9 protein-coding genes are annotated in these 12,631 nt (G+C 61.4%); 2 read left to right on the forward strand and 7 right to left on the reverse strand.

Annotation, left to right across the window (positions count from 1 at the left end; genetic code table 11):
* Window positions 1–212: 212 nt before the first annotated feature.
* From ACA070_RS30915 to hflK (ACA070_RS30930), 4 genes are read right to left on the reverse strand one after another with little or no spacing between them, the layout of a single operon-like run.
* Window positions 213–2,123 carry a cation-translocating P-type ATPase gene (locus ACA070_RS30915; RefSeq protein ID WP_497449544.1) on the reverse strand — a complete coding sequence of 637 codons (1,911 nt, stop codon included), beginning with the start codon at window positions 2,121–2,123 and terminating at the stop codon, window positions 213–215.
* A complete protein-coding gene (gene hflK, locus ACA070_RS30920; RefSeq protein ID WP_497449545.1) occupies window positions 2,120–3,178 on the reverse strand; it encodes a protease modulator HflK in 1,059 nt (352 codons plus the stop codon). Before hflK (ACA070_RS30920) ends, ACA070_RS30915 begins: the two co-directional genes overlap by 4 nt.
* On the reverse strand, window positions 3,175–4,215 hold the full coding sequence (gene hflC, locus ACA070_RS30925) for a protease modulator HflC (RefSeq protein WP_497449546.1): 1,041 nt from the start codon (window positions 4,213–4,215) through the stop codon (window positions 3,175–3,177). The genes hflK (ACA070_RS30920) and hflC overlap by 4 nt, the downstream gene beginning before the upstream one ends.
* Window positions 4,212–6,170: a protease modulator HflK gene (gene hflK, locus ACA070_RS30930; RefSeq protein ID WP_497452044.1), complete on the reverse strand. Its 1,959-nt coding sequence runs from the start codon at window positions 6,168–6,170 to the stop codon at window positions 4,212–4,214. The genes hflC and hflK (ACA070_RS30930) overlap by 4 nt, the downstream gene beginning before the upstream one ends.
* 216 nt (window positions 6,171–6,386) lie before the next feature.
* On the opposite strand from hflK (ACA070_RS30930), the gene lpdA reads away from it, so the two are divergent.
* On the forward strand, window positions 6,387–7,787 hold the full coding sequence (gene lpdA, locus ACA070_RS30935; protein ID WP_497449547.1) for a dihydrolipoyl dehydrogenase: 1,401 nt from the start codon (window positions 6,387–6,389) through the stop codon (window positions 7,785–7,787).
* A gap of 121 nt (window positions 7,788–7,908) precedes the next feature.
* Here lpdA and ACA070_RS30940 read toward each other — a convergent pair whose 3' ends face one another.
* Window positions 7,909–8,382, reverse strand: coding sequence for an Lrp/AsnC family transcriptional regulator (locus ACA070_RS30940; protein WP_461956409.1), 474 nt, complete (start codon window positions 8,380–8,382; stop codon window positions 7,909–7,911).
* 145 nt (window positions 8,383–8,527) lie between these two features.
* Between ACA070_RS30940 and ACA070_RS30945 the strand changes: the two genes are divergently transcribed.
* Window positions 8,528–9,154: a LysE family translocator gene (locus tag ACA070_RS30945; protein WP_497449548.1), complete on the forward strand. Its 627-nt coding sequence runs from the start codon at window positions 8,528–8,530 to the stop codon at window positions 9,152–9,154.
* Between the two features lie 3 nt (window positions 9,155–9,157).
* Here ACA070_RS30945 and ACA070_RS30950 read toward each other — a convergent pair whose 3' ends face one another.
* Together ACA070_RS30950 and ACA070_RS30955 are read right to left on the reverse strand one after the other, a co-directional pair.
* Window positions 9,158–11,278 (reverse strand): hypothetical protein, encoded by a 2,121-nt coding sequence (locus ACA070_RS30950; protein ID WP_497449549.1) that lies wholly within the window; start codon window positions 11,276–11,278, stop codon window positions 9,158–9,160.
* Window positions 11,265–12,461, reverse strand: a complete 1,197-nt coding sequence (locus tag ACA070_RS30955; RefSeq protein ID WP_497449550.1) for a DUF3142 domain-containing protein — start codon at window positions 12,459–12,461, stop codon at window positions 11,265–11,267. Before ACA070_RS30955 ends, ACA070_RS30950 begins: the two co-directional genes overlap by 14 nt.
* Window positions 12,462–12,631 lie beyond the last annotated feature (170 nt).

A 12,631-nucleotide genomic window follows, 5' to 3' on the forward strand; every position in this document is an offset into this window, starting at 1 on the left:
GAAAATCCCCCTTGTTTCAGACGTCTGATGTGAGGGTAGACCATCCTTGAAAAATAGCTGGCTATCGATTTAATAGCCTTTTCATATAACCCACGGCGCTCAAAACAGCCGTCTTGAGCCCATAATCAGATGGTCTTCACCCTAGATGACTACAAACTTGATGTGCAGTTCTAAAAAGTTAGTGTTGCCTCATCTCTTTGGTATAGAACCTTTCAAGCCTCGTCTTTGATTTTCAACAAAGGTTCCTGAAAACGCAGCAGACGCCCCGCGTTTCCTAGCACCAGCAACGTACTGAGGTTATGCAGCAACGCCGCAATCATCGCCCCTGCGGCACCGAGCCAGCCGAATGCCGCGAAGGCAACAATCGCCAGGGTCCAGCCCAGGCCGATGATCACGTTGACCTGCAAGGTCTGTCGACATTGGCGACTCAACCGAACACAGGTTCCGAGGCGACGCAGGTCGCTGCCAATCAACACAATGTCCGCCGACGCCAGTGCTATGTCCGCACCTCCCGCGCCCATGGCCACGCCCACGACACCGGCCTTGAGTGCCAGCGAATCGTTGATGCCATCCCCCACCACCATCGGCCGGAAACCGTTGTCGATTTCTGTCAGCACACGATTAAGTTTGTCCTCAGGCAAAGCCTGCGCTTCAACATCGCTGATGCCGACATCGCGCGCCAGCGTGTGCGCCACGCTTTGTCGATCTCCGGTTAGCAGCAACTGACGACCCAAACCCAGCTCACGTAATTCGCTCAAGGCAAATCGCGCCTCAGGTTTGACGCTGTCGGCCAGCAACAGCCAGGCGAGGAATTCACCATTGAGCGCCAGCCCGGCAATCGGGCCATCGTGTTCGGGAACGGCTGAAGTGGCGATGCCCAGTTGCGCGAACAACTCCGGACGACCGAGCGCAGCTTCGCCCTGCTCCGTCATCGCCACCACGCCCAGGCCCTGGCGCTCGTGGATGTCCGACAGCAACAGAAAGTGTTCCTGAGTGACCAACCCGGCGAGCGCACGGCTGACCGGATGGCTGCTGGCCGAACCGAGACTGGCGGCGAGTTTCAGCACGTGGCTGCGGTCCTCCAGCGGGCTGTCGATGGACTGCAACCGCAAGGTGCCAAACGTCAGGGTTCCAGTTTTGTCGACCACCAGCGAAGTCAGATCCGCCAACTCTTCCAGAAACGCCGAACTGCGGATCAGAATCCCGTGCCGCGCCGCCACCGCCACGCCGGCAATCGCCGTGGCCGGAGCAGATAGCACCAACGCGCAAGGACAGGCCGCCACCAGTACCGCGAGCATCGCCTGCGCATCGTTGGTGACAAACCAGGTCACCGCGGCCAACAGCAACACCAGCACCATGTAGCTGCCGGCGTAGCGTTCGAGCAAACGCGTGATCGGTGGCTTCGAGCGCTCGGCGCTTTGCATCAGTGCGATGACTTTACCGAGGGTCGATTCGTTGCCGGTGCGCGTCACTTCGATGCGCAGCAGACCGTCGAGGTTGATTGCCCCCCCGAAGACCTGCATGCCGACGCCCGCCTCGATCGGCACCGACTCACCGGTAATCGATGCCGTGTCGAGGCTCGCCTGACCGGACAACACTCGACCATCGGCCGGGACCCGATCACCTGCACGCACTTCCACAATGTCGCCGGGCTTGAGAGTGCCGTTGTCGACTTCAACGATAGTCCCGTCAGCCTGAACCTTGCGTGCGTGGCTGCGGGTCAGTTTGCCAAGGGCGCGAATCGCTTCCTGAGAACCGATCACGCTGCGCTCCTCCAGTACGTGGCCGAAGATCATGATGATCGGCAGCAGCGCGGCGGTCAGCAGATCGCCCGTGGCCCAGGCGCCGAGCATGGCGAGGGCGATCAGTTGATCGGTGATCCCGTGCAGGCTGGGATAACGCAGGCTGTACCACGCCGAACGCATCACCGGTACGGCCACCAGTAACGAAGCAAAACCCAACAGCAATTGACTGACGCCCGTCTGCTCCGGCGACATCCAGCGCCAGATCAAACCGAGGCTGAGCAAGCCAAGTGCGAGCATGGCCAGGGTCAATTGGCGCGCAGCGCTACGTTGTTCAGCCGAGGACAACAGGCTCGGTGCGGCGGCGGTTTGGGCGGTCATTGTGCTGCTCCCTGAATGATCAGGCGGGAATCGTCTTTCGGGTTGACCGTCGTCACCGAGCCGGCCTGGCCGAGAATCTTCGGCATCCGCTCACGGTAAATACGCAACAACATTTGCGGGTCGGTGCCCTGTTGTTGCGCCTTGGCCAAGCTCAACACCGTGGCCGTATCGGCGGAGGCTTTGGCCAGCCGTTCGCTCGCTTGGGCATGGGCGACTTGCAGCGTTCGGTCACCTTGCTCATTGGCCGCCTGGGTCAGTTTCTCGGCCTCGGTACGCGCATTGGCAACGGCTTTGTCGGCTTGCTGGCTGGCGGTCAGCACCGCATTGAATGCATTAACCGCCGGGCCGGGCAGACTCGATTGCACGTCGACTCGCGACACTTCGATACCCAGTCCCTGCCCCGTCGCGGTCAACTCGGCCAATCGCTGGTTGATGTTTTGCACCAAATCACCCCGTAGGCGTTCACGGCGTTCGGCCGCCTGATTGTCGGTGCCGATCAGCTCGGGGCGCGCCACCAGAATGGTGTCCAGGTCTCGCGCGGCAGTCAGGGCAACGGCGCTGCGAGTAACCAACCGATCAAGTGCCGGCAGCACGTGCTCACCTTGAAGTACGAAGGCGTAAGGTTCGGTGACCTTGTAGAAAACCCGGACATCGAGTTGCACCACGCCCGCATCACCGGTCAACAAATAGCCCGATCCGGCAAGCGCATCGCTCAGCGGTGTAGCGAAAGACGCCAACCGATCAGCCTGCAATGCGGCATCGCTGCGAAGCAGATTCTCCACTCGACGTTCGATCACCCGGTCGGCTGCCGGCAACAAAATCACTTGCTCAAAGGGACGCGGCCATGCCAATAGCAACCCGGCATTCTGGATGCGATCCAGCGCGCCAAAGTGCAAAACCACCGCGCGATTCTGCGGATCGATCTGCCGCACATTGGAGAATGCCCAGGCCAATGCGGCGAGAACTGTCACCCCGTACAGCGCCAGAAAAGCCAATCGCCCCGCCTGAATCCAGGGGCTACTTAACTCATGTGTTCCACGTGGAACTAATTTCATGGCTGCGACCCGGACTTGTTATCGAGGGTCGTCGGACCATCAACCAACACCCGGAAAGGCGCGGCATCGGTGCGCAGGATCAGTTTGGTGCCCGGGGTGACGATCGTGCCCAAGGTATCGAGGGAGCGCAGCAAGTTGTAAAGCTGCGGTGAACCGGCGTAGGCACGGCCATAAATCTGCGCGGCTTCGACGCGGGATTGGGCTTCGATATCAGCGGCCTTCACCGTCGCATCGGCTTGCACGATGCGCGCATCACGCTCAGCGGCAGAGCGGATTTGCGCGGCTTCTCGCTTGCCGATGGCGGTGCGTTCGGTGGCAATTGTTTCACGCTCGGCGCGCATACGATCGACGGTGGCGGTGAGTGTCACCGACGGCAGGGTCAAACGCTCGATGCCCACTTGCAGCACCCGAACGCCATACGTGGTCAGCAACTGCTGATCGATCTGCTGGCGCAGCTGCGCCTCGAAATCTGCGATGTGAACCTGATTGGCGTCGGTGTTCACAAGGTTCGCCAGATCAAAACTGCTCGCGGTGGTTTCGAGTGCCGACCCCACAAACGTACGAATCTGCCGCGCCGCTTCGTCCGGCTGATTCTGCACGGCACGCATAAAGCGCTGCACGTTGTCCGGATCGCCCTGCACCTGCCACGCTACGTACGCCTGAACAATGATGCGCAAACCGTCGCGCGTACCCACATCCTGCAAACCGCTTGAAGTGGTCCGCAGACGCAAATCGACAGGAATGGCCGCTTCAAACGGTGCCGGCCAGCGCCAGCCTAGGCCCGGTTCCAGCAACACCCGCGATGGATTGCCGAAGCGAGTGATCACCGTGGCCTCCCCCGAGCGCACTTGCACCAGGCTCGCCGCCGCGATGGCGAATGCCACGAGCAATGCTGCCCAGCCCATGCGCCGCCACGGGAACGGGCCGGCTTCTTGGGGATCACCGTGATGATGGTGGTGGTGACCGTGGTGATGTCCGCCATGGCCGAGATCGTGGCCGGCGTGGTCATCGTGATCGTGAGTAGACGACTGGCTCAATTGGCAGCTCCTGGCTGAGCGCTATTGCGCGGCGACGCAGGATCGGCCGGCAGCGTGAAAGTACGTAGGTCGATGGTCGGCGCATTGTTGCTGCCGCCCAGGCGATGATCGAGAACCAGCAACTTGGCGTTGGCCAGGCCTTGGGTCAGTTGGCTGAAATACTGTTCCAACACGAACGCCTGTCCGGCATTGGCATACGCTTTTTGTTCGGCCGTGAATTTCAGATCCGCCGCCTGAGCGGTCGAGTTAATTTCATGCGCACTGGCAGTGGCTTGATCGCGAGCGATGCTGGCCTGCAATTGCGCCTGATTGGTCGCCTCCGCTGCCGCACCGCGCTCACGGGAGATCAATGCCTGGGCACCAATCTGCGCCGCCTGAACACCGTGATAAGCGTTCGCCGCTCCGGCCGGCGGGTGAATGGCCTCAACCACCGTGGCGAGAATTTCCACGCCGCTGTCCAGTTTGTGCAAATCAGCCTGCACGGCGCGGCCGATCTCTTCGGCCAGCCCTACCCTGTCTTCGCCGAGCAAACCATCGAGGGTCCGCGAGGCGAAGTCATGAACCAGAATCCGGCTGGCGGTGCTGCGAATCAGCGTCGGTACATCGGCGCTGTTGTACGTCGCGGCCAACGCCGCTTGATCGGTCAAACCGATGCGATAGACAAAACGTACGTCCATGTTAACGATCTGAAAGCTCTGCTTGTCGGCACGGCTGCTGGCGATGACCTGGGATTTATCGTTCACATGGCTGGCGTCCCACAAGCGATTGGCAATCGCCGGCGCCGGGCCTTCCGCAGGCTCCAACACGACCGGTGCCGACGTTTCGCCAACGCTGGTCGCCAACTCATGAACCACGCCGTTTTCAACGCTCAACACCCGGCCCAACGGCCACGGTAAACCGGCGTGCAAACCCGGGCCGAACACTTCCACCGGTTTGCCGAAACGCTCGTAGATACCCCGCCCTTGCAGCGGTATTTCGTGAATGCCGGTGAGCGACCACCCGACGATTGCCACCACCGCCATCACCGGCAAAAACGCCCGGCGCATGTAGGTGAAGGCCCAAATCTGCCGCAGGTCGATGCCGAAGCGGTTATGCAGTTCGTGCTGCAACGCCAACAACGGTTGTGGCGGCCAACGCAGCATCTCGGCGACAAAACTGCGCGCCAGCAACGTCGGTTCAAGTTGTTCGCGGCGAGGGCTGAACAGCGACAGCACGGCGCGTAGCAGCAACTCGACCGAGACCAGCCCTGGCAGCAAGCCGATCAACACGGCGAGGCGTACCGGCCACACCGAAGTTTCGCTGCCGAACAACAAACACAAAGCGCTGAGCACCAGGCAAATGATCGGCACCCGGCTCAGTTGCGCCAACTGCCCCGCTTCAGGCCATTGGGCGATGTTTTCCTGGGCGAGCTGACGCTCAAGCACGAGCAAACCGAAGGCGAGCAATAACGACAACGCGGCGCCGACGCTCGCCGACAATCCCAACGCTGCGGGCAGCAACGCGAGGTTCCAGAACTGACTGATGCTGAAGACCGTCAACAGCGCCCAACCGGCGAGCCAGAGGGTTGGCGCGCCGATCTGCCCGAGCATGCGCACCCAGCGCTGACTGAGTCGCTCCAGCAGCCGTTCATACCAGCCTTCCGGGGCAACGGTGTCGTCCGCCACCACCACCGGCACCGTCGGGCTCATCGCCTGTGCGCGCCACTGAGTCACCCACCACGCCGATTGCAGACCGGCAATCAGCACCAGCAAACCGGCACTCTGACTGACCAGCAACGGAGCCCACAGCGACAGCGGCGCAAACAGCCCGACAAAAAACGCCAGCACCAGACCGACCGCCGCCAAGGCGCTCAGGCCGATGGCGAGCTGACGCAATCGCCGCCCTTGAAAGACCGCCTGCTGAAAGCGCGGCAGCCCTGCTACCTGTATTTCATCGACTTCGAGATCGACTTGCATACCACCCCAGTAATTATCATTGGCCACATCGTAGTTCGTTACGATATAACGAAAGCGGTGAAATTTTTGTACTAATTCGTTCTATCTAAAGACGCCCAACCTGTCGCCTTGCTGAAGCCTTGACCGAAACCGCCACCAACGCACATATTACGTCCGTAATTTTAATCAAAGGCTACGGTTACCCAGCCCATTCCCATTCAGTCCAGGAGTACATCCATGAGCACTTATGACGTCGTGATTCTGGGCGGTGGCCCCGGCGGTTACAACGCAGCGATCCGCGCAGGTCAGCTGGGCCTGAAAGCGGCGTGCGTAGAAGGACGCTCGACGCTCGGCGGGACCTGCCTTAACGTCGGATGCATGCCATCCAAGGCACTTCTGCATGCCTCGGAACTCTACGACGCGGCCATGGGCACGGAATTCGCCAACCTGGGGATCGAGGTCAAACCGACCCTCAACCTTGCCCAGATGATGAAGCAGAAAGATGAAAGCGTGACCGGGCTGACCAAGGGCATCGAGTTTCTGTTTCGCAAAAACAAAGTCGACTGGATCAAAGGCTGGGGCCACATCGACGGGCCGGGCCAAGTGACGGTGACCGACAGCCAGGGCGGCAAGACCGAGCTGAGCGCCAAGGACATCATCATCGCCACCGGCTCCGAGCCCACTCCCCTGCCCGGCGTCGAGATCGATAACAAGCGCATCCTCGACTCCACCGGCGCGTTGTCACTGACCGAAGTGCCGAAGCACCTGGTGGTGATCGGTGCCGGCGTGATCGGCCTGGAACTGGGCTCGGTATGGCGGCGCTTGGGCGCTCAGGTGACCGTGGTCGAATTTCTCGACCGAATCTGCCCCGGTGTGGACGGTGAAGCGGGCAAAACCCTGCAACGCTCGTTGAGCAAACAGGGCATCCGCTTCAAGTTGAGCTCGAAAGTGACCAGCGCCACCACCTCGGCAAATGGCGTTCAGCTCAGCGTGGAGCCGGCGGCGGGCGGCACCGCCGAGCTGCTCGAAGCCGATTACGTGCTGGTGTCCATCGGACGTCGGCCTTACACCGAGGGTCTGGGTCTGGAAAACGTAGGCCTCACCACCGACAAGCGCGGCATGCTCGCCAACAAGGGGCACCGCACCGAAGCTGCGGGCGTGTGGGTGATCGGCGACGTCACGTCCGGGCCGATGCTCGCCCACAAGGCCGAGGATGAAGCCATGGCCTGCATCGAGCAGATCGTCGGCAAGGCGGGCGAGGTCAACTACGATCTGATTCCCAACGTCATTTACACCAAGCCTGAGCTGGCCAGCGTCGGCAAGACTGAAGAGCAGCTCAAGGCTGAAGGTCGGGCGTACAAAGTCGGCAAATTCCCCTTCACCGCCAACAGCCGGGCGAAGATCAACCACGAGACCGAAGGCTTCGCCAAAGTGCTGGCCGATGAGCGCACCGACGAGATTCTCGGCGTGCACCTTGTGGGGCCGAGTGTCAGTGAAATGATTGGCGAGTATTGCGTGGCAATGGAATTCAGCGCTTCGGCGGAAGACATTGCGCTGACATGCCATCCGCATCCGACGCGGTCCGAGGCATTGCGTCAGGCGGCGATGAATGTTGAGGGGATGGCGACGCAGATGTAAGCCTTAGAGTGATGGAGTCTGGACTATCGCTATCGCGAGCAGGCTCACTCCCACACTGGTTTTGTGAACGCCACAAATCCCCTGTGGGAGTGAGCCTGCTCGTGATGCGGTCAACTCGGTCTCAACCTGGTAGATGCCCCAACGGCAACGCCCCCGGTGTCTTCACCGTATGAATAGCAAAGTTGCTGCGGATGTCGCTCACGCCCGGCAATTTCAGCAATCGCTCCGTGAGAAAGCGGTCATACCCGCGCAAATCCGGCACCACCACTTGCAGCAGAAAATCCGACTCCCCTGACACCAGAAACGCCGAAATCACCTCGGGCAGTGCCGTCACGGCCTGGCGAAAGGCTTCGGCTTGTTCATCGTTGTGGCGCTCCACCTTGACCCCGACAAACACCGTCAACCCAAGCCCCACTTCATCCCGATCAAGATTGGCCTGATAGCCGCGAATCACCCCGGCCTCCTCCAGCATCCGCACCCGGCGCAAACACGGCGAAGCGGACAAGCCGATCTCATCGGCCAGTTGCACATTGCTCAGGCGACCGTCCCGTTGCAGGGCTGCGAGAATCTTGCGGTCGTAGGCGTCCAGTTTCATGGTTTGGCAGATCCTGATGGTTTCATCGTCACGAAGTGGCAGGTTATGCCAATTATTCATCCTTTAGAAGCTGACTACGCAAGCACCTGCCCCACTCTTCAGACCTAGACTGGCGCTACCGAATCGACAACGAATGGGGTGCAACGTGGAAGGACTCTGGCTGTTTTTCATGGCGCTGGCGGTGGTGTATCTGTTGCCCGGCCCGGACATGATTCTGCTGCTGCAAACCGGCGCCCGTCAGGGCAAAGGCGCGGCATTGGCGACGGCGGTGGGTCTGGGCATTGCTCGCGGCTGCCACGTGGCGTTGGCCGCGCTGGGGCTGGCGGCGCTGTTCAAAGCCGCGCCGTGGACCTTCGACGTGCGCCTGGCAGGGGCCGCGTACCTGCTGTGGATCGGCATTCAATGCCTGCGAACCACGATGTTACCGAACCTGAATGGAGCAGACGCCGCCCTCGAAAAACCTTGCTGGCAGGAAGCGATCCAGCGCGGTTTGCTGACTAACCTGCTCAACCCCAAGGCGTTGCTGTTCTGCTCGGTATTGCTGCCGCAGTTCATCAACCCTCACGCCGGACCGGTGCTCGCACAATTTGCCGTATTGGGCGTGATCCTGGTCGGCGTTGGTTTGCTCTTCGACAGCGCCTACGCCTTGGCCGGCGCTGCACTGGGCCGCTGGCTGCAACGCAATCCTTCGGCCCAGCGCCTGCAACAGTGGCTGTTCGGCAGCCTGTTGATCGGTTTCGCCGTGCGACTGACCTTTGTTCAACAGGCCTGAACCTTACTGCGCCTTACGACGGCGGCGCCGATTGATCAACAACAGCGCAACCGCGGTCACCGCGATAACACCACCGATCTGCAACGGCCATTTATAGGGCCGCAGAACCGAACGGGTGGCGTCAGTCGCCTGGGTCACATAGCGTTTGCTGGCATTCTCGAAGTCGGGATACGGGCACTGGTGGCCGAAGTCCACTGCCCAATCCACGTACGGCCCTTCTTTGACGTAGCGCTGGTACAGCGCACTTTGGTCTTCAAGGCTGCTGTTCCACCCCGCCGCCGCACACAACACCGCCGCGAAGGCCTGGCTGGTGTGAGGCAGGTTATCGGCGGCGCGACTGGCCAAGGCCGTTGCGACGAATCGATAGTGATAGCGCTCGTCAGGCTTCGCAGCGCTGGCTTGCTGGCGCTGGACCTCACCTTCGGCCACCAATGGGCCGACCTTCAGTTGTGCCGTCTCCAGGCTGTAATTGCCGCCAAACGTGGCGTAGTCCGGGGCCATTTCATAACCCAGAATGTCCATGCCCCACTCGCGCGCGGTCCAGGCTGCATTGAACAGCGCGGCGGCGCGTTTGGTCGGCCACCACGCCGCATCGGCGAGCTGCCGCTGTTGCGCATACAACCGGGCTTTTTTCTGTAGATCGGGGTTGTCGAAATACACCAGCGCTTCGTCGTAGCGCTCTTCGCGCAGCAACCGACGCCCGAGCAGATTGCGCAGTTGCGCCGCCACCGGCAACGGCACGTAGTTGTCGCGATCCTGTTGGCTTAGCACTGGCGGCGCCGGCACTTGAGTGTCGACGTAATGCTTGAGTTCATCCACGGTCAGCACGCGCTCGGCAACGGTCGCGGCATCGAACCAATAAATGCTTTGGCTGCGATAAAGCTGATCGAACGCTTGCAGGTAATCGCCGCGTTGCAGCGCCAGAATCGCGCTTTCACCCTCGACCCGACACTTGGGCTGGAGGCTTTCGAAATCGTAGTCGGGCGTGCGTCGCTCGCCCCACGACTCATTCTGCGGGAAAGCCTGGGCAGCCTTGGCATACGCCGCAGTCGCTGCGTTTTTGTCGCCCTCACGCAGCGCCAGTTTCGCCCGCAGCCACCACGCCAGACCGCCGTCCCCGGCGTGTTCAAGGAACGCCTTGGCGCTGGCGTAATCGCCTTGTTGGTAGTTCATCGCCGCCAGGCGGTCAGCGTTGTCCAGGCTGCCGCGCGTGCTGCTTTGCAGCAGTTTGATCAGTTTCAGTTCGTTCGGCGGTTGATCACCGAATGACCAGCCCAAGCGACTGATCAGCGACGCCGTCACCAGTTGTTGCACCGGTTTGCCCTTGAGCAACTCGGTCAACTGATCTTCAGGCATCGCCAGCAGATCCGCCATCAACAGCTTCAGCGAGGTGTAACCCACCGGCGAGCCGTGGCGATTTTGCGTGGCGTACAGGTCGATGGCGCGGTTCCAGTCGCCAGCGGTGCGCGCCACGCGGGCTTCTTCGCCGAGGCTGGCGACACCGAGTTCCAGTGGGTCGCTGAAGCCGTCGATGCTCAGCTGACGGGTCTGCTCAAAAGCCTTTCGCGACTGCCCCAGCAGGTCGGGCGTTGCGTCTGCTTCGGCGCTCATGGCAAACAACGCCCGACCCAGCGAATACGCTGTCCAAGTGCTGCGCAATGCGCGTTGATCCGCCGGCAGCGCCAACACTTTCTGGAAGTATTCGGCGGCCAGTGCGTGATCACCGGCGTTGAACGCCACCGCACCCGCCAGATAGAACCGAAGCTCGGCCGGCAGGCTTGCGCCCTGGGTGTCGACTTGATGGGCATCAGTCAGCGCACGCAGTTGTTTGACCAGGGCTTGCTGCTCCACCGTCAAACCGGCCTGCTCGGCCTTGTCCCGCTGCTCTGCGTAGTCGGTCGCCTCCATGCTGTAAGGGGACGCCTCGACGTTCTTGAGCCCTGCGATCATGTGCCCGAGCCGGTTGATCTCGAACTGGAAGTTGCCTTCCGGCAGCTCCGCCAGCGATTGGTCGCGGTTGTCCAGCAAGCGCATCGGGAAGTCCGGCCCGCAGGCCAGCGCTGAACCCAGCGGCAGGCTGAGGCTCAGGCAAAGCAAATGGCGGGGCCAGTTACGGGTGAACATTCGAACCTCCTTGATCAATGTGTGCGCAGCGTGCCCAACCGATGGCGCGCTGCTCGCCGGCCGGTATCCGGCCATCGCGCAAGCGGGTGAAGGTAAGCAGATCCGGGCTTTGTTGCAACGCATAACCGGCCAGCGCATCGGCACCCTCGCAGCCCCGGACCGCCAGCGTTACGCGTTCGGGCCAGGCGTTGTCGAGGTTGCCTTGATTGCTGACGCTGATGTCATAGAGGTCGGCTTGCGCGATGAGTTTCAAACTCAAGCGACTGTCGAGCGAATCCCCGCGAGCGACGGCACTCAGCGTGTTCAGGCTCCAGGCCCGGCGATCACCCGCCAGCGGCAAACGAAACCAGATCAGGCCGGCCAGATGCGTCGGCGGATCGGTGCGCAACTCGGCGGCGAGTGCGCTCAGTTGCATGGGGTCCGCCAGCAATTCCCGACGTTTGCCGGTGCGTTCGACACGCACCTCGCTTTCCACGACAGGTGCACCACTGGCCCCCGGCAACAGGGCCACGCCATAGGCCGGAAGTGCCAGGTAAAAGGGTTTCGAGGTGATACGGCTCCAGGCCTTGGCCCATTGCCTGGCCTGCTCCGGGTCAAACAAGCCACGACGCGGATCACTCACCGCGTGCACCTGCAATACGCTGCTGTCGACGGTCGCCAAGAGTGCCGGCAATTCAGGGCTGTCGAGCCAGGCCGGTAATGCGGTGATGCTTAACGGCAACGAGGTGGGTAAAACCGCGCGCAGGTGCGTAAGAAATTCGCGGTAAGCCGGTAGCCGAGCGCTACCGGCATCGTGGTCGATTTCCACGCCGGAGAGCGTCAGCCCCTGCCCTTGCCAATCACTGAGCACTTGCTGGATGTGCGCCGTGACGTCGTCCTGATCCAGCGCCTTGAGCTGGCCATCGAGGCGAATCACCGCAATCAACGGTCGGCCATCGCGCTTGAGCAGCGCCGGATCAATCCGCGCCCGGCTCCAGCCTGCCTGGGGAAATGCCTGTAAGGCCAGCACCCGCAAGGTCGAAAAGTCCGCGCGACTGTCTTGCAGGGCGGCGTCATGGGCCGACGTCCATTGGCGTTGCCAGACGTAGAGTTGCTGATCGAGTGGCGGCGCGTCGTGTTGCTCGCAACCGTTGAGCAGCATCAACGCGGCAAGCACCGCTGCCAGACGAACAAAAAAATACATGAATCCCCTTTCTCTGTAGCAGCTGCCGAGCAGCGCGAGGCTGCGTTCGGCTGCGCAGCAGTCGTAAACCCTGAATGCACGATTTATCTGAAAAACCGCGTCGCCTGATTTTACGACTGCTTCGCAGCCGAACGCAGCCTCGCGCTACTCGGCAGCTGCTACAGAGAGTG

The sequence above is a fragment of the Pseudomonas sp. LBUM1678 genome, assembly GCF_059695575.1.